General features: G+C 42.2%; 17 protein-coding genes and 2 pseudogenes. 5 read left to right on the top strand and 14 right to left on the bottom strand.

Features of this window, described 5'->3' with window-relative positions; genetic code table 11:
- Positions 1–26 precede the first annotated feature (26 nt).
- From PGRAT_RS30625 to PGRAT_RS30635, 3 genes are read right to left on the bottom strand one after another with little or no spacing between them, the layout of a single operon-like run.
- A complete protein-coding gene (locus PGRAT_RS30625) occupies positions 27–725 on the bottom strand; it encodes a DUF4386 domain-containing protein (RefSeq protein ID WP_025705702.1) in 699 nt (232 codons plus the stop codon).
- 5 nt (positions 726–730) lie between these two features.
- Positions 731–958 carry a helix-turn-helix transcriptional regulator gene (locus PGRAT_RS30630; RefSeq protein WP_025705703.1) on the bottom strand — a complete coding sequence of 76 codons (228 nt, stop codon included), beginning with the start codon at positions 956–958 and terminating at the stop codon, positions 731–733.
- Position 959: 1 nt separating this feature from the next.
- A complete protein-coding gene (locus PGRAT_RS30635) occupies positions 960–1,406 on the bottom strand; it encodes a hypothetical protein (protein WP_025705704.1) in 447 nt (148 codons plus the stop codon).
- Positions 1,407–1,954: 548 nt separating this feature from the next.
- On the opposite strand from PGRAT_RS30635, the gene PGRAT_RS30640 reads away from it, so the two are divergent.
- Together PGRAT_RS30640 and PGRAT_RS30645 are read left to right on the top strand one after the other, a co-directional pair.
- Positions 1,955–2,347 carry a nuclear transport factor 2 family protein gene (locus PGRAT_RS30640; protein ID WP_025705705.1) on the top strand — a complete coding sequence of 131 codons (393 nt, stop codon included), beginning with the start codon at positions 1,955–1,957 and terminating at the stop codon, positions 2,345–2,347.
- Between the two features lie 41 nt (positions 2,348–2,388).
- On the top strand, positions 2,389–3,279 hold the full coding sequence (locus tag PGRAT_RS30645) for an NmrA family NAD(P)-binding protein (protein WP_025705706.1): 891 nt from the start codon (positions 2,389–2,391) through the stop codon (positions 3,277–3,279).
- A gap of 63 nt (positions 3,280–3,342) precedes the next feature.
- Here PGRAT_RS30645 and PGRAT_RS30650 read toward each other — a convergent pair whose 3' ends face one another.
- Together PGRAT_RS30650 and PGRAT_RS30655 are read right to left on the bottom strand one after the other, a co-directional pair.
- Entirely contained in the window at positions 3,343–3,957 is a 615-nt protein-coding gene (locus PGRAT_RS30650) for a TetR/AcrR family transcriptional regulator (protein ID WP_025705707.1), read from the bottom strand.
- Between the two features lie 66 nt (positions 3,958–4,023).
- Positions 4,024–4,287, bottom strand: a pseudogene (locus PGRAT_RS30655) (MerR family transcriptional regulator); the annotation flags it as partial.
- Positions 4,288–4,799: 512 nt separating this feature from the next.
- Between PGRAT_RS30655 and PGRAT_RS30660 the strand changes: the two are divergent.
- On the top strand, positions 4,800–5,186 hold the full coding sequence (locus tag PGRAT_RS30660; RefSeq protein ID WP_025705709.1) for a VOC family protein: 387 nt from the start codon (positions 4,800–4,802) through the stop codon (positions 5,184–5,186).
- Between the two features lie 221 nt (positions 5,187–5,407).
- Here the strand turns inward: PGRAT_RS30660 and PGRAT_RS30665 are convergent, their stop codons facing one another.
- From PGRAT_RS30665 to PGRAT_RS30675, 3 genes are all read right to left on the bottom strand, one after another.
- Positions 5,408–5,752: a darcynin family protein gene (locus tag PGRAT_RS30665; protein WP_025705710.1), complete on the bottom strand. Its 345-nt coding sequence runs from the start codon at positions 5,750–5,752 to the stop codon at positions 5,408–5,410.
- 72 nt (positions 5,753–5,824) lie between these two features.
- Positions 5,825–6,406, bottom strand: coding sequence for a Crp/Fnr family transcriptional regulator (locus PGRAT_RS30670; protein WP_025705712.1), 582 nt, complete (start codon positions 6,404–6,406; stop codon positions 5,825–5,827).
- 233 nt (positions 6,407–6,639) lie between these two features.
- Positions 6,640–7,584 carry an MBL fold metallo-hydrolase gene (locus PGRAT_RS30675; protein WP_025705713.1) on the bottom strand — a complete coding sequence of 315 codons (945 nt, stop codon included), beginning with the start codon at positions 7,582–7,584 and terminating at the stop codon, positions 6,640–6,642.
- Positions 7,585–7,754: 170 nt separating this feature from the next.
- On the opposite strand from PGRAT_RS30675, the gene PGRAT_RS30680 reads away from it, so the two are divergent.
- Positions 7,755–8,168 (top strand): MerR family transcriptional regulator, encoded by a 414-nt coding sequence (locus PGRAT_RS30680; RefSeq protein ID WP_025705714.1) that lies wholly within the window; start codon positions 7,755–7,757, stop codon positions 8,166–8,168.
- Between the two features lie 201 nt (positions 8,169–8,369).
- Here the strand turns inward: PGRAT_RS30680 and PGRAT_RS30685 are convergent, their stop codons facing one another.
- The 5 genes from PGRAT_RS30685 to PGRAT_RS34135 all read right to left on the bottom strand — a co-directional run bounded on the left by PGRAT_RS30685 (position 8,370) and on the right by PGRAT_RS34135 (position 14,756).
- On the bottom strand, positions 8,370–9,926 hold the full coding sequence (locus PGRAT_RS30685; protein ID WP_025705715.1) for a stalk domain-containing protein: 1,557 nt from the start codon (positions 9,924–9,926) through the stop codon (positions 8,370–8,372).
- Positions 9,927–10,826: 900 nt separating this feature from the next.
- Positions 10,827–11,942 (bottom strand): glycoside hydrolase family 88/105 protein, encoded by a 1,116-nt coding sequence (locus PGRAT_RS30690; protein ID WP_025705717.1) that lies wholly within the window; start codon positions 11,940–11,942, stop codon positions 10,827–10,829.
- A gap of 73 nt (positions 11,943–12,015) precedes the next feature.
- The gene (locus PGRAT_RS30695) at positions 12,016–13,812 is read right to left on the bottom strand and encodes a glycoside hydrolase family 2 protein (protein ID WP_025705718.1); all 1,797 of its coding nucleotides are present in this window, start codon (positions 13,810–13,812) and stop codon (positions 12,016–12,018) included.
- Between the two features lie 63 nt (positions 13,813–13,875).
- On the bottom strand, positions 13,876–14,250 hold the full coding sequence (locus tag PGRAT_RS34130) for an ABC transporter permease subunit (RefSeq protein ID WP_202903635.1): 375 nt from the start codon (positions 14,248–14,250) through the stop codon (positions 13,876–13,878).
- Complete coding sequence (locus PGRAT_RS34135; RefSeq protein WP_202903634.1) at positions 14,229–14,756, bottom strand: carbohydrate ABC transporter permease; 528 nt, start codon at positions 14,754–14,756, stop codon at positions 14,229–14,231. The genes PGRAT_RS34130 and PGRAT_RS34135 overlap by 22 nt, the downstream gene beginning before the upstream one ends.
- 480 nt (positions 14,757–15,236) lie before the next feature.
- On the opposite strand from PGRAT_RS34135, the gene PGRAT_RS30705 reads away from it, so the two are divergent.
- A complete protein-coding gene (locus tag PGRAT_RS30705) occupies positions 15,237–16,154 on the top strand; it encodes an ArsR/SmtB family transcription factor (protein ID WP_025705719.1) in 918 nt (305 codons plus the stop codon).
- A gap of 190 nt (positions 16,155–16,344) precedes the next feature.
- Here PGRAT_RS30705 and PGRAT_RS32895 read toward each other — a convergent pair.
- Positions 16,345–16,622: pseudogene (locus PGRAT_RS32895) on the bottom strand (IS5/IS1182 family transposase); the annotation flags it as partial.
- Between the last annotated feature and the right edge of the window lie 75 nt (positions 16,623–16,697).

Consider the following 16,697-nt stretch of genomic DNA (forward strand, 5'->3'; position numbering starts at 1 on the left):
CCTCCTTGATTGTACTATTTTCCGTTCTAGTGTTTGCTTGAATGGACTGCAGATCCATTAAACCCTTTCGTGATGAGCCACACCGCAAGAGTCATTTCATTGGCGAAGATCGGAAGCGCGAAGATCGCCCCCCAAGCAGAGACTTGATCAATGACCCCAAACATTTCTAATAAAGCAGCAAGAAAGATCAATGCTGACCCTGTCAAACCCAATATAGGGATGAACCTGGGTACAAGCTTTGACTTATAAAAGATATAACTATACATCATCGTATTAATTCCCAGAAAAAAATTAGGGCCAAGCAAAAATGTGTAGTCATGCACTGCTTTTAGCAATGTACCCGAAACCTGATAAGACGCGATATCCGGCGCCCCCGCTGCTACATAGTCCTGGCTTAAGGCCAACAGGGACAGTACGCTGATGACCCCTACCGTAATAACAATGGCCTCCAATAACCGGAAGCAAACATGCCAAATAGCAATTGTTCTATTATATTTTTTCAAGAATGGGAACATCACGGTTGCCGTACCGACCGCTGAAACGACAAGAATTAACTCCATAAGCGCTCCCAGGACTACCTGATTAGCATGTGCAGAACCTTGAATCAGGTAGTCCGAATCGTTCAGAATCGGTTTATATAAAAAAACACCTAATATAGCTGTAATGGCAGCAATAATAAACAGAACACCTGCAATTTTTGATGCTGCCTTCGATGAAAAATCCATTCCCCTCATCTCTCCTCTGAGTTTTCTCCGTAAAAGAATACCTCTTCGAGCGGTAAGTTAAAGGCGAGAGCAATACGAAAGGCCAACTCCAGTGACGGGGAATAGTTTCCTTTTTCAAGAGCCACAATCGTTTGTCTGGTTACACCCACCTTGTCGGCCAGCTGCTGCTGGGTCATTTCATTATGATTGAATCGTAATTTTCTGATGTGATTGCCAACAAGAACTTTACCCATCTTAGACTCCTCTCCTGTAGTGATACAGTCTCGATATTGAACCGGTTACGTCTGAAAGAAATCCAGAGACGATTAGGACGATGAACATCACCTTCAAAGGCTGGTCTATAACCAACGAGCCCATAGCCAGAAGGAAACCAATGACAAACATAGCAAATGAATTTCGAAAAGCCAACAACTCGATGCGCTTGTCCAGTTCATCCGCGAATGTAGGTTCCTTTTCACCCGTCGTCATTCGGAAGACGATGTTAAAAATAATGCTGATCCCGATATGTGCTGCGATGGAAACCAGGGTCAACACAAGAACGAAGGATCCCCAGTAATGGAGGGCTACTTTTGAATCCAGTACTTCTTTGGGATACTCTGGGAACTTGTACAGGCAATACACTGTAAAAATGAGTATGGTACTGATTAGCGATACGATACTCTTCTTTTCTTGATAAGTCATGTATGACACCGCCTTTAATAAAGTAAAATACACTAAACATAATGTATACCAAACTATACATTAAGTCAAATTTATTATACAAGGAAAGCCGAATGACATAAGCCGCAAGTACAGGGATATCCTGCGGTGTTTCGACCAGTTTTACAAGCCGAATTACCGCATCCAGGATGCGTATCGTTCATCCTACTCACCTTCAACCCCCGCCTGATCTCACCTTTGGAATCATGCTGACCTCCTATAAGGAAATATAGAGTATGTATTAGCGGCTTTAAGCTATGGAGCAGAAGGTTACTGCTCAAAGCCATTCATCCCAGAGACCTGGCTGCAGGCATACGGGGGGGTCAGGCGCCCCACAAGAAGAACTCATTGAAATATCTCCCACTTTTTAGGAGCCATTTATGTTTTTATCAAAGTAAAGATTAAAAAACATTTTTGATCAATCAGTCCGAATATATTTGACTGTTTGGTCTGGAAAGTGATATAGTGGGCTTAGTCCTCCCACCATTTGGATAAGGCACCCATTCTCTTAAGAAAGCGGGGCAACTGAAATGAATACCTTGTCTTACGACCAAGCTAAGCAGCTCATTCATCTTTTTGCAGACCATTACATTCATAAGGATTATGCTGCATTTTTCAATTTGTTTGCTGACGATGTCGTCTTCGAGTTTCCTTATGCCCAGGAACCGAACCCTAAACGTCTTGACGGGAAGGCGGCGCTGCAGCAGTATCTGGAGAAGTTGGGGAAGGTGCTTGAAATAACGTCATTCACCACACCAGTCATTCATATAGCGGCCGGCGCCCCCGTGTTCTTTGCTCAGTTCGAAGCAAGTGGCAAAAATATGGCCACAGGCAGACCTTATGAACAAAGTTATATATCCGTAGTCGAAGTTCAAGATGGCAGGATTGTCCGCTATCAGGACTACTGGAATCCATTGGCATGAACTTGATACAGAACATAAATGAGAACCAAAGGAGTAACCATATGTATACCGAAACATCAACCCATATTCTACTAACCGGAGGACAGGGAAAGACTTCCTCCCGCATTGCGCAGCTGCTGCACGGTCAGGGCTATCTGATTAGAAGAGCCGGACGCAGTATATCCAAGCCCGGGAATGAACAGGTCGGTGAACATGCCCCATTCGACTGGTTCGATGACTCCAACCATGATGACCTCCTGCAGGACGTCCATGCCGTATATCTGGTTGCACCTGCGAGTATGCATCCTGAAGAAGTCATGATTCCTTTTATCCGCAGAGCACTTGATGCTTCAGTTAGGCGCTTCGTCCTGTTATCCAGTGCCTCGATTCCGGAGAATGGCCCCGTCTTCGGACCCGTTCACCGTTACCTGCGTGAGCATGCCCCGGAATGGGCCGTATTACGACCTTCCTATTTCATGCAGAACTTAACGGATGCCAGACACGGGCATGGGCAATCCTTGCGCCAAAGCGGGCACCTCTATACTGCAGCCGGAGATGGCAAAATAGGCTTCGTTGACGCAGATGATATTGCAGCTGTTGGCTTTCATGCCCTTACCGACAAGGAGCCCCATAACAGGGAGCTTATCATTACTGGACCAGAATCCCTCACTTATGACGATGTGGCCGGAGTGATCCGCAGTGTTACTGGCCTGAACGCCAAGCATATTCGTGTTACACCGGAGCAACTCACAGAGAGGCATAAGGCAGCCGGCTTGCCGGAGAGCTATGCTGAATACCTGGCCGGAATGGACGTTCGTATTCGCCTCGAAGGAATGGAGGATCAGGTAACGGACACGGTGCTTCGTGTAACCGGGCGAGAGCCCCGTTCCCTGGAGCAATTCATTTTGGAGCATAGACATGGTTTCCATCTAATCAACCAAGAGGTACGTTAAAATAAAAGGCTCTCCTGTCATCACCATTTAAGATGACCCTAGGAGAGCCTTTTAGGTTTACATTTAGTTGGGATCTATTGCTTTGCTGCCTTGTATCGTCCGAAAGACCAACAGTACCATCTGTAGAATGCCAAACAGCCTTGGCTCATCCATTCCCAGCTTGGCTGATGTGATTAAGGCGATCCGCTCATGCACTAGGAACTGGGCTAGGTCTCGGATGTTCACCTCCTGGCTTATTTCCCCTTCTTCCACCGCGCGTTCCAGCATTGTGTAAAAGATCTGCTCCGACAGTTCAGTATTCGCATGCAGATAAGCCGCCAACTCTTCATTGTGAGGCGCCTGCTCGATAGCGCTGCTAATAATGAAGCACTGCAGACGCAGCTCCGGGTCTATAAGGACTTTAATGATTGTGGTGAATACTTGTTCCACCTTGTCAACAACTGTTCCCAGCCCATCGCAGTGCTCCCTTAATTCCTGATTCTTCTGTTCCATGTAATGCTTAACTGCTGCAAAAAACAACTCCCACTTCGTTCCGTACGTATCATATATGCTTTGGCGGGCAATACCCAGCCCAGTGATCAAATCCGGCAGTGAGGTGCCCTCATAGCCACGGTTCCCGAAGACATTCATAGCTTTATACAGAATTTCATTCGTATCAAAGGCCTTCGTTCTTGCCATCATTAACACCCCTTTTTTTCAGTTATTCATATAAGCAATTATACTATAGCTTTTAGAGCCTTATTTTTACGAAATAGGAGTACCATTAGAGGGCGAGTAAAATACGTCACCATGCATATATTGAATTTTGTCCCAGTTACTAGGATTGGTTGTGTCTGGGGAGCGGTGCTCCAGAATGGCTTGATACAGGACGGTTTTTTCCTCCAAATGGGCAATATGCCTTTGGGCCTCTTCGAGCTTAACGAGCGCTGCTTCTTTATGCTCCATCATGAGTGCATAGCGCTGCGGAATGGTCGAATCGCCTTCAAGACATAAATCGACGTATATTTTAAATTTCAATAGTGAGACTTCTGAAATTATACGACTACATATCACGAAGCAATGAAGTATTTAATTCCGCTCTTCCTAGATAGCGGCTGCAGATGACAGGGCGGTTAATCCCCGTTAGGACTTCATACGCATAGATATGGTCGCCAAACTTTCCTACAGACTGGTATCTACCTGTTTTCAGGCGAATGTACTCGTTATATCTCAAGATCATCACTCCATATGTATCATTAAATACAACTATAATAATCTACCCCCAAGTACAACACAACAGGTGGCCAAAACAGCCCATGAAAAGCACTAGTAATAAAATACTTAGCGTGTTTTATGTACTGTAACAGAGATTAGTTTGAGTGTTGGCTTCCAAAATGCCTCTTCCTTCAATAAGATCTTTAAACAAAGAACTGGTCGCCCCAGGTGTTTAGAAAAAAGTGATTTTGGAAAAGCACTGCTTAATCCACATATGTTATATTTACTGCGTGGAAAATACAATTTTTCAAGGGAGCGATATTTAAATGAATTCAGAATTTCAAATTAAAGGTATTAGACAAGTATCCATTCGTGTACATGATATTGAAGCTGCTACTCGATTCTACCAAGATACTCTAGGCCTAAAACTGTTATTTCAGATACCAAACATGACCTTTTTTGAATGTAACGGTATTCAAATTGTCTTGGGTATTGCTGAAGACCCCCAGTTCGATCATCCTAGTTCTGTGTTCTATTTCATAGTTGACAATATTAACTCTGCGTACGAAACATTAGTCAATCGGAATGTATATTTTTTGGATAAACCGCATAAAGTCGCTGAGATGGGTCAGACAGCAACCTGGATGACGTTCTTTCATGACCCCGACCAAAATGTACATGCTCTAGTGAGTGAAGTATCTGTGTCCCAATAATTATTATACACTCTATAAAAAAGTTCACCCGGATGTCGGGTGAGCTTTTTTTAGTACAGGCTCCTGCCAGCTTCTCTCCAAAAAACTTGCCCCTACTTATGGTACGGTTCATCGCGCTGACTGTAACGGCAAGTTTTAGGGCCATCCTTTGCGGGATGGCCCTCTTTTTCATCTCGTTAGTATTTTATCAATCTGCAGGACGATTTTGGATCATACACTCGTTAATCTCTTCCCATATTCAGTACTTCTGCCTCATACGATTGAAACGCGTTTTCTATTCCCATCACAACATCTTTGATTTTCATATACCCTTTGGTGTACGGGAGCGAGTCTCTGATTTCTTCCCACATATAGTGGTACTGCTTTAAGTCTACCGTTTCGCACAGGACAAAATCCGTATAATCTTTTCCAGGCAGCGCTTCTGCATCAAAGAATCGCACTTTGACGTGCTGATCGTATTTTTGTATAATCCCCTGCAATGAATCGGCATATTTTCTCCGTTCCTCCCGAGGCAATGCAAGCCAGGAAGGATAAAACTCCAACAGCACAACCATCATGTACCGCATTTCTTAACCACCTTTATTTGCTTATTTTTGTTTTATTTTAGCGACAAAGCGCTGGCTTCGCATTAACATAGGTTAATCTTTTTCCGAATGAAGGATCCGGCTCAGAGAAACAGGGGTAATTCCCAAGTAGGACGCAATGTGATACTGAGGAATCCGATGTTCCAATCCAGGGTACTTGACCAAAAACACGTCATATCTTTCCTTCGCGGACAGGTAAAGCAATTCCCGCTCTCTTTCTTCCTTTCGTATATATAATCTTTCAACACTCTTACATACAAAACGTTCCCATGCATGGCTTTTATCCACTAACTCCTTCAGCATATCATAAGATATTTCAATAACTGCAGAGTCTTCCATAGCCTCGATTGTAAAGAAAGAAGGCGTCCCCATGACCATGGCACCATGAGAAGTAGCAAAATCATTTTCCACCGTAAAGGCAACATTATATTCCCTGCCGTCTTGAAGCGTATAATACAGGCGAAATAAGCCCATTGTGCAAAAATAAGCATGCTTCACCAATTGTCCCGCCTGAATTAGGATGACTCCTTTAGGGATTCGTTTTGTTCGTGAACGTTCTACAAACAGGTTCCAGTCCTCATCGGATAGCTGCGCTGCTTGAGGAAGATCTCGTATCGCACTGTAGTCAATATCCATCAGGAATTACACCCCCTAGTTTTCTTATCGCAAGTGACAACATATGCGGTAACGCAGAATTAACGGGTCACACCGAAAAACTTGCCCCTACTTACGATACGGTTCACCGTATCATCTATTGAGCGAAATCGAAAGGCACACGATGGGTGCCTTCTTCGTGGTAAATTATAAGGTATACTTCATACTTTATCCTCGTTTCTATATTTATTTTGCAAACAGTGTTGCTTGTTGTCTCATCTGTTGTTTTGAACAAGCATACTGTTAAAGAGCCAGCGAAAGTTCCATCTGAAATACTGGGGCAGATTCCAATCCTCATAGCCTTTTAATACCCCTTGTTCCAGCCAGTAAGACTCTGATTTCCCGCTTTTTACAGCTCCAGAAACATAAGTGATCGTTTTCTCCAAAAAGTGTATGACATCCGTGATTCGATCTGAATTAGATACATCTCCGTGTCCCGGAATGACAGTATCGACCTTGAGGTCTTTTTGAATCCGTTTAAGGATGCGTATCCAAGCGTATGGATTACCGTATGGTATGACCGGAATGGTCTTAGTCGATATTAAATCACCAGCAATCAAAGTTTGCTCCTCTGGAACGTACACAACAGCATCACTTAAAGAATGACCGCCTCCGTAAGATAGAACTTCGATTGTTCGCTTTGTTCCTTGAATAACGAGTTTATCGTCAAAAGTTATCGTGGGTATCACCCTGCTAAGGGAAGGGATGGCATCATAAAGGGCCCGCTGTACGGAAAGATCATAGTCGATTTCAGTTAGCATGTGGGGATCTATTTGCTTTGAACGTACATGATTTAAGCTAGTTATTATCTTTTGAATGTTTTCCTGCATGAGATCAATATTCACTTCACCCATATCAGAAAGCAAATCTCTTGTCCAAACGGTAGATATAAATTCGCTTTTCATAAATTCCTGATTGCCGTTGACATGATCTCCATGAAAATGTGTATTCACTACATATTTAACCGGTTTGTTTGTTAATTGTTCAGCAGTATGGCGTAACAAAATACCAGAATGCGGCAGGTTGGTTGTATCCACTACAACGGTTAAATCCCCAAGATCAATAATTGCTGCATTCCCCAGAGAACCGCTGCCTGGAACCGAAATAGCACCCCAGATACCTTCCGATGCTTGTTGAATCGTAAAATATTCGTTGTTCATTGTTACACCCCTTTAACAATAGTAAAGTTAACTTACAAGTTAGAGTCAACTGGAAGTCAAGAGGATTTTCAGGGTGAAGTTAGGGTCAATTGTAAACATTGGCTTTGAGTTGACTGAAAGCTGTATAATATTTTTCAATATCAGCATTAAAAAGGAGGGGCAGAAATCGGATGCTTACAATAAGTCAAGTGTCAGAAAAAACGGGATTAACTCCTTACACGATTCGTTATTATGAAAAAATCGGGGTGCTACATGAACCCAAGCGTAGTAATGGAGGGGCACGTGTCTACAAAGAAAGCGAGGTTTCCTACATCCAATGTCTAAATAAACTAAAAAAATTGGGCTTATCGCTTGAGGAGATTACGGAATTTACTCGTGAGGGCTGTGTAATGGATAAAATTCAACAAGGGGAGAATCCTTCTAATTATAATCCCACCTTAAAAAAGCGGATTGAAATCCTTGAGAAGCATCTGATGGGACTGGAATCCAGGCGACAAGAGATTAATTACATGATTTCACTCGCCGAAGAGAAACTTACCCTATACCAAGAACTTACGAAAGAAGACATAGTAAATACTAGGTAATCGCAGCGTAATCCTACGTGAACACTGCAGGGTATCTGATGTAGAAAATCAGACACCCTGTGCCAGTTATTGAGAGCAAGCCCTAAAGGTATTCCCAAACGGAATGTCAGCTGGCAGTGTCGGAGTCCGGCTAGCTCGTCGATCCACACGATAATGAAAACAATCTCGGAGGGTGCAATAGACGTGGTCACAGGGAATATGCTAGTTTAATTTTATACTTTTTAATATTTCGTTGAAATCGGCGTTGGCTTGTTTGCTAACCTGCGATGGAGAAGCTAACAATAGGGAATAGATTTCATTGTTTTGCTCGAATAGAATCATTCGAAATTCCATTGTTTCATTTTTGCTGCTTAAGCTATAGGTCAGCTGCTTCGCATCGATTTCCCCCAACTTCACGGACTGCTCATTGATTTTCACCGCATTTCTGTCCGTTATATCTTTTTTGGCCAAGCTAACATATTGTTCGAAGTTCATATCTAAATCGCTCTTACTTTTATGCTGAATAACCAGCATGCTCATCTCAAATGAGAATAAGATAAGCTGATGATCTCCAGTATTCTCAATAGAAGATGTTCTGTCACTCCAGTCGCCGTAGGCTGTAATTTGGATCTTTTTGTCTTTGGTCGCAAATGGCTGCTTCGTATTAATTGTGACTGCTTGAATCTTAGCCAGCCAGTTCACCTTCGCATCCACTGCTTCGCCGATAAAACGTAATGGAACGTAGGTGCTGCCCTTGATATTAGAAGGGGCTACTGTCAGTTTTTTCTGCTTGCCATTGATCTCAGCAGTAGTTGAACCCACTTTAAGTTTGATAAGCGTACCTAGTTTGCTTCCGGTGATTGTTTGCGTTTTTGGATCCCAGTCAACCTTTAGTCCTAACGCTTCGAAAATAGCGCGGAACGGAACAAGTACAGATCCATTTTGCCGGATAGGTGGGATTTGGAATTTAACGTTCTCCCCATTCAACAGCACCATGATTCCGTTCCGATCTGAAGGTGGTGCCGGTCGATCATCATCTTCTTCAAGCACTTTAACCCCTTTGGCAGCAAGTTCGGTCAGGATTTTTTCTGCATTCGCATTCAGAGGGTTATTACTGAGTGAAACCTCCTTGAGCTTCGGAAGACTTGTTAAGACGCTAATATCTTGAACCTGATTATTCACAAAGTATAAATGTTCTAGTTCCGGGTGATCTCTTAGCGGTTCAAGGGACTGGATTTGGTTATCGCTTATGTCCAACCATTTCAGTTTGACTAAAGATTGAATCGGCGACAGGTCCTTAAGCTGATTATCGCCGATTAACAAGTCCGTTAAATTGGTTAATTCCGCTAGTGCATCAAGCTTCTCGATATTATTCGAATCGATAACAAGCTTCTCCAGTTGGGACAACTCTTGTAGCGGCTCAATTTGAGTGATTTGGTTGCCGCTCAAAGCTAGGAAAGTGACTTTATGCAAATTTTTAAGTGGCTCAATATTGGTAATGTCAAGCCCTGGGAGCATTAAGCTCTCTAAATTAACAGCATACTCTAGTCCGCTTAAACTGATAATTTTCTGTTCAGGATCATCGGGATAGAGCGATGTCATGGTCTGTAGATCTTCTTTGGTAATGAGGCCAGTCGGTTTCTTTAACTCGATTCGAATCGCTTGTTCCAAATTTTTGTCTGAGATAAGTGGGGTCTCTGCAAATGCGGATGGAATAGAAACGAAGCATAGCAAGAAAGCAAGTACAGTGATTAGTTGAAGATTGATCGGCTTACGCAAAATGGGTTCACTCCTCGAATTGTCATAGTGACTACCTTCGACATTTGCCGACTATTCCCTTTATATCAAAAAAGATAGCCCTACAGGCTATCTTTTGGCAGGTCTATCAACTAGCTTTCGCAGGAAGATGCGCTTCACTGCCTACATGGCTTCTTCAATCGTGTGCACCCCAATGACAAAGCATTCCCCCTCGTATTGGCTCATCGCATCGGCATATCTTGATCATAATAATGCTCCAGCAGCAGCTTCAAGGCCCTTTCGAATTATCCGATCAAGAGATTCGCTTCGATTTCCTTCGCGATATTAATAGACCCTCATCCAAACAGGCAAGATATAGCACCTCCAATCAACAGTGGTGACTCCTTCCTAAATAGCAACTTGATATGAAAATTCCGCCCTACTTGTGGTACGGTTCACTACGATGGTTGAAGCGGCAAGTTTTGCGATTTTAATAATTACTACTGAGTTAAGGCAACACATGCCAAAAGAGGCCGCTTCAAATCAGCCCCTTCATAATATTGCTATACAAATCCCTTGCTATAAGCGGTGCTGCTTACGGTATTTCGACGGCGCCAGGCCGAGCTTCGCGCTGAACACGTTGACATCAGGCGCTCAACATCTTTGACGGCCCACCTTCCAGCAAGCCTAGCGGCTTCTTCCGGCTTCGGCTCCTGCTCCCATTCAAATTGAATGAAGTAAAAGGCCAATGGTGTAAATGTTCTCCTGTATAATGTAGTACCGGGCGGGCAGACAATATGTCATCCACTCCCGCTTCGCCTTCGTGCTCGCCGCAGCGGTATGCGAACTAAGAAGATAAATAGCCTAATCCTTTGGCGTAAATGCTCAAGAATTAGGCTATTTGTATCCAAGAAGAGATGAATAAATGAGCTTACGCAGGGTTTATTTTAAAGCTTCATACAATGCAATAAGAGCCAAGGACTGTCCGTATGCCATTGGCATGAGGGCAATGTTCTGGTAATGGTCTTTATCCAATCCCATACCGGTTCCGGCCGACACATTCAGCACGGTTCCATCTCCGCTAATATTTTGACACACCGACTGAATGGCCTTGTCTGCCGCAGCCTGATATGAGGAATCCAGAATACCGGCTTTAATGCCTTTTAGAATACCCGCGGCAATTGCGGCCGATCCGGATACCTCTTCATAGCTGGTTGGGTCCTGCAGGACGGTATGCCAAAGACCGGAAGCAGCCTGGAGTGAAACCAAGGCATTGACCTGAGCTTTATACGTATCAACCAGAAATTGCCGGATACCCGGGCTAATCGTATCCTGGCAAGTTTCCAGGTAATCGACGATACCATAGGTGAACCAAGAATTTCCGCGGCACCAGAAGATACTGCCGAAATTATCATTGCGTTCGAAACTCCAGCCGTGGAATAACAGGCCGGTATGTTTGTCGAACAAATACTTGATATGGAGCAAAATCTGGTGTTGAGCTTCATACTCCCACTCCGGCCGGTTAAACTTGCGCCCGGCCTGGTTCAGAAACAGAACTGCCATAAAGAGCGTATCAATCCATAACTGTCCATTGTGCAAGTGAATTCCATCCCGATTGCCAATGGCAGTGACCGTATGCTGAAAGCCTCCTTCTTTGGTTTTGGGCAACTCATGAACGAGCCAGTCCGCATGTTCCCGGCATAGCTGTTCCAGTTGGCTGGAAGGCTCAAGCTGATCCAGGAGCTGAACCAAAGCCAAATAAGGAGCTGTCGTATTAATGTTTTTTGAAGGCAGTCCAATCTCTAGATTACGGGAATACCAATTTTGAAAAAATTCTAAATAGCGGTGATCGCTGTAATACTTCTGTAGCTTGTAAAGACCATAAAGACCGATGCCCTGAGGCCAGTCCCATTCTTCAATTCCGAAATCCCGTTGCACAATCCCTAATTTTGTATCGGCCTGAACCACAGTTTTATCCTTTTCATAGTCGCTACCACCCAGATTCATAAGCTTGTCTACTACCAGTCCAATTTTTTGAAGCAGTATCTCATTTGTCATGGATTCATAAACTCCTTATCATTAAATATGTTCCGAAAGCAAGCTTGTGCATTCTTACCTATGACTGTATATACTAAACTGTCCGTAGATGCCATTGACTATTAATTTCTTTAATTAACGACATATCGCATTTAGGTGTTCGATCATATGCCAATAGACCGTTAATTTCTTGCTCAACATCTGTTAACTGCGTATAACAATAACCATAAATAATCTTAGAAGCGTATATAGCCTTCATAATTCTTTCATATTCTAGAACAAGATCTTCTGAAGATTGTGCACTGGTATATCCCCAACCATCGTCAGCGCCAGCCTTATAGCTTATACCACCAAATTCAGTTAACAAGATTGGCTCTCCCCGATGTTGGTAACCATCTGCATATACACTGCGAGCTGATGGCTTTGAAGCAAGCATCGTTTCCTTCGTGGAAAGAATTCGCTTAAATTCTTCATACTTATCCAACTCATCTGCTCTGCCATGCTGATAATTGTGTACTGCACAAATGTCAGTTAGTGTCATTTCCCATCCATCATTCGATATCACTAATCGGGTATCATCCAATGAATGAATAAGACTATACATGGCTAAGCTGTGATACTGCTGCTTCTCATTCGATTTCACCATCGGAATTCCCCAGCTTTCGTTAAGCGGAACCCATGCAACAATAGATGGATGATTGAAATCACGGTCAATAATTTCAATCCATTCTTTGGTTAACCGGGCTACAGCATCACTATTAAAAGAGGCGTTGGCAGCACATTCTCCCCATACAAGGAACCCTATTCGATCTGCCCAGTATAAAAATCGCGGGTCTTCTACCTTTTGATGTTTACGGCAACCGTTAAACCCTAATTCTTTGGCTAATTCAATATCTTTCCTCAGGTGTTCATCCGTTGGCGCAGTAAGTAATCCTTCCTGCCAGTAGCCTTGGTCCAATACAAGCTTTTGATAATAAGGTTTGTTATTCAGATAGACCATACCATTCTCTGCATGAATTTTCCGCATGCCAAAATACGATGTAATACAATCCACCTCAACCCCATGATCGTAAAGCTTCATTTTAACATCAAACAAATTAGGAGTTTCCGGAGTCCATGTCCAGCCAGCATGATGAAAGTTTGTTCGAAATATATTCAAACCAAATAGATTTACCATTCGACGTGTTATTGGCTGCAACAATCGTACTCGATCCTGAATAACAGGTACTCCTCGAAAAGAAATACGAATATCCAAATCTAATTCTTCTGAACCATACCCCTCAGATTTAACTTCTATGCCAATGCTCCCTTGATCTAAATCGGGTTGAAATTTCACCTGATGAATATAAACAGGGTTTACCGCCTCCAGCCACACTGTCTGCCAAATCCCTGTCGTGCGGGTATACCAGATGCTATCTGGCTTCTCTAACCAGAACTGTTTTCCCCGGGGTATAGTTTCATCCTTGGAAGGGTCCTCAACACGAACAGTCACCTGTTCCTCCTCTCCGGTTAATGCATGCGTAATATCAAAAGAAAATGGAGTGTGTCCTCCCTCGTGCATGCCGATATAATGGCCGTTCACATAAACCCAGGCTCTATAATCTACCGCTCCAAAATGTAATACAACACGCTTCTTATACCAACCTGAATCAAGTGTAAAATTACGCTTATACCAGACATAGTCATGAAAAGAGGTGTCGTGTATTCCACTTGCTGGTGTTTGAAAAGCAAATGGCACTTGAATTGTCTGGCTAAAATTTTCACTTGGATCAAACCATCGCTGTGCAGTTCCAGCATTCCTGTCATCAAATTCAAATTGCCATGCTCCATTTAAGTTAAGCCATGCGTCTCTAACTAACTGTGGACGCGGATATTCCATCCTAAAAGACATCTATCTTCATCTCCTATCCTATCCATTTATATCTTGCTGCATTGGCCAGTTCTTTATCTGGTATCATCCTTTAATTCCGCCTGCTGTAGAACCGCCAATAAAGTGTTTTTGAGCAGAGAAATATACTACAATGGAAGGTATTAACCCTATAATCGACATAGCAATATTTTTATTCCAGCTAAAATCAACAGATGTCGTATCCATCGCCATGCGAAGCGCAATTGAAACAGGATACTTCTCGACTGAAGAAATATAAATTAAAGGCCCCTGAAACTCAGTAAATGTCCACATGAACTGGAATAAAGCCACTGTAATAAGGGTAGGTTTAAGAATAGGAAGCAAAACTTTAATTAAAATTTTAAAAGAGTTACACCCGTCTATTGTTGCTGCCTCGTCCAGCTCCCCGGGAATCGTTCTTAAAAATTGAACAACATATATACAAAAAAAGTATCACAAGCAAATGCTGAATTGGCAATTAGCGGGATATAAGTGTCCAAAAGACCCACATTCTTCCAAAAAATATACATGGGTACTCTAGTAACGATTCCTGGTAGAAAAAGAGTAGCAATCATCACCGGAAACAGCACTTTTTTCATAGCAAAGTTAAATCTTGCAAATCCATATGCAGCCAGAATACAAGAAATCAAAGTTAATAACACTTTTGGAATTACAATCAAAAAAGAGTTTAAAAAGTAGGTTCCAAATGTATACTGGCTGGAAGTCTTCCATCCTTCGATATAAGGTGTGAAATCAAAAGACTTAGGCATAAACCATATTGATTTAAAAATCTCTGTATTACTCTTAAAAGATGCCCCAAATAACCAGAGAATCGGATAAAGCATAATTAAAGTCCCTATTATCAAAAAGAAATACTTGAAATATACAACAAATTTTCTTTTACTGTACTCATTTCTGTTATTTTTGTTTCTCATTGCTTGCTCCATGTTATTTCCCTCCGTCAGCATAAAACACCCATTTACTTGACGTTTTGAACAGGATGGCCGTGAATATCATAATCATAATGAATAACACCCAGGACAGGGCACCTCTAAATTAACTTGTTTTCTTTTGTTTCACTTGTCCAAGCAACCAGATACTATCATCATGTAAGCGTTCTTTCAAGCTTGTATCAACGTTATTCCTAATTTTCAACTTTGTGGTATACAAAAAAAAATCACCGCTTAACTAGCTCTTATATTGTAAACAAAAAAGTTAACAATATGTTGTACACTTGATATTTCAAGAACTTCACAACTGACTCACTCAACTTTCGCAGCTTAAATCCTCAAGTAACCCATAAGCTGCTACGGAAAGTATTGGCGGGGTAAGAAATGTGAGTTATAATGTTCAACAGCCGCTAGAAGCTAGATTTATGAGGTTGATTCCGCTAGTAAATATATACTTTTCCAAGTGAGGAGGTACATATGTTCTTAGAACTCGATGAGAATGGTATTTCTGTTTTGAAAGCACTGGCATCTGACACAAGAGCTTCAATTCTCAAATTATTGTTACATACGCCTCTTAATGTCAGTGAGCTCGCCAAAAAACTGAAGTTAAGCAAAGCTATCGTCTCACGCCATATCCGATTACTAGAGGACGCCAAGATAATCAAGCTCCAGGAAAACTTAAAGGTTACCGATAGCAGAAAGAAGAATTTTATTCTTGCTGTTGATCATATTTCCATTAACTTACCAAAAAAACTCCATCTTCCTTTTAATGTAATTACAAATGAAATCAAGCTTGGATACTATTCTAATTTTTCAGTCACCCCTACATGTGGATTAGCTAGCCAAAATAAAGTAATCGGAAAGTTAGATGATCAACGGGCATTCGTATCCAATGACCGGATCGATGCGTCATTACTTTGGTTTGCGGAGGGCTTCGTTGAATATATTATTCCGAATGATTTTAACAAAAACTATACTGCGGAATTATTAGAGTTATCCTTAGAACTTTCTTCAGAGTTTCCTGAATCCAACAATAATTGGCCGAGTGATATCGCTTTTTATATAAACGATGTTTTTTTAGGCACCTGGACTGCTCCAGGAAATTTTTCAGATGTGCGCGGGAAATTAACACCAACCTGGTGGGATAACAAACTAAGCCAGTATGGCCTTCTAAAACATTTAAGAGTCACGAAAAAAGATACTGGAATAGACGGTCAAAAAATATCATCGGTTACACTTGCCAATTTAAAGATCGAAGATTCCCCCTTCATCAAGTTGAAGATTAGCATTGATGCTAATTCTAAAAACAAAGGTGGACTTACTATTTTCGGGGAGTATTTTGGGAATTATTCGCAGAATATTCTACTTAAAGTATTCTACACCGAAGCAGAATAATGAATATTACATTGTGAAGTCTTCGTAGCTCCAAGGTGCTTACGCAAAAAGGCTATTAATCTGAGTCAATTTCATAATGAAATCCACACTCGTTTAGAAACCCCCAATCATTGGTTTAGAATAAAAGACAGACTGATCTCCTATGGGATTTGGGCGGGATTTGAACCGTCCCTACGGATACGGTTCTCCCTCAGGAAACCTTCTGGATTTTGTTCATTTGTTGGTCTATCCGGTCTACCGCCAGTTTGCTCAACGTGTACAACAGGCACGAAGTCTCGAAATCGACCTTGGCTAACGCCCCCCTCGATGGCGAATGTTGTTTAGCTGAAAAAATTCTTTGGTATAGGCGTTGACCCGCTCTACCGCCGTTCGCTGTTTGTACAACGCCTTGTAGCTCTGGCTTCCTCTAGCCGGAACCGTATACTTGCGTGGGTCCGTTTCAATTTTCAGTTTGAATACTTTTGGACAACCGTCTTCTTTCGAATTATTTCTTTAACAACGAAATAAAAAAATGCCTCAACTATGGCGATTCATAAGCTAATT

Source organism: Paenibacillus graminis (genome assembly GCF_000758705.1).
Lineage (GTDB): Bacteria > Bacillota > Bacilli > Paenibacillales > Paenibacillaceae > Paenibacillus_AQ > Paenibacillus_AQ graminis.

Excerpts from the sequence above, each read along its gene's own strand:
- PGRAT_RS30640 (WP_025705705.1), top strand. The coding sequence starts at position 1,955 with ATGAATACCTTGTCTTACGACCAAGCTAAGCAGCTCATTCATCTTTTT.
- PGRAT_RS30675 (WP_025705713.1), bottom strand. The coding sequence starts at position 7,584 with ATGAACAACGAATATTTTACGATTCAACAAGCATCGGAAGGTATCTGG.
- PGRAT_RS30705 (WP_025705719.1), top strand. The coding sequence starts at position 15,237 with ATGTTCTTAGAACTCGATGAGAATGGTATTTCTGTTTTGAAAGCACTG.
- PGRAT_RS30645 (WP_025705706.1), top strand. The coding sequence starts at position 2,389 with ATGTATACCGAAACATCAACCCATATTCTACTAACCGGAGGACAGGGA.
- PGRAT_RS30660 (WP_025705709.1), top strand. The coding sequence starts at position 4,800 with ATGAATTCAGAATTTCAAATTAAAGGTATTAGACAAGTATCCATTCGT.
- PGRAT_RS30635 (WP_025705704.1), bottom strand. The coding sequence starts at position 1,406 with ATGACTTATCAAGAAAAGAAGAGTATCGTATCGCTAATCAGTACCATA.
- PGRAT_RS30665 (WP_025705710.1), bottom strand. The coding sequence starts at position 5,752 with ATGCGGTACATGATGGTTGTGCTGTTGGAGTTTTATCCTTCCTGGCTT.
- PGRAT_RS30650 (WP_025705707.1), bottom strand. The coding sequence starts at position 3,957 with ATGGCAAGAACGAAGGCCTTTGATACGAATGAAATTCTGTATAAAGCT.
- PGRAT_RS30695 (WP_025705718.1), bottom strand. The coding sequence starts at position 13,812 with ATGTCTTTTAGGATGGAATATCCGCGTCCACAGTTAGTTAGAGACGCA.
- PGRAT_RS34135 (WP_202903634.1), bottom strand. The coding sequence starts at position 14,756 with ATGGAGCAAGCAATGAGAAACAAAAATAACAGAAATGAGTACAGTAAA.
- PGRAT_RS30670 (WP_025705712.1), bottom strand. The coding sequence starts at position 6,406 with ATGGATATTGACTACAGTGCGATACGAGATCTTCCTCAAGCAGCGCAG.
- PGRAT_RS30690 (WP_025705717.1), bottom strand. The coding sequence starts at position 11,942 with ATGACAAATGAGATACTGCTTCAAAAAATTGGACTGGTAGTAGACAAG.
- PGRAT_RS30680 (WP_025705714.1), top strand. The coding sequence starts at position 7,755 with ATGCTTACAATAAGTCAAGTGTCAGAAAAAACGGGATTAACTCCTTAC.
- PGRAT_RS30630 (WP_025705703.1), bottom strand. The coding sequence starts at position 958 with ATGGGTAAAGTTCTTGTTGGCAATCACATCAGAAAATTACGATTCAAT.
- PGRAT_RS30625 (WP_025705702.1), bottom strand. The coding sequence starts at position 725 with ATGGATTTTTCATCGAAGGCAGCATCAAAAATTGCAGGTGTTCTGTTT.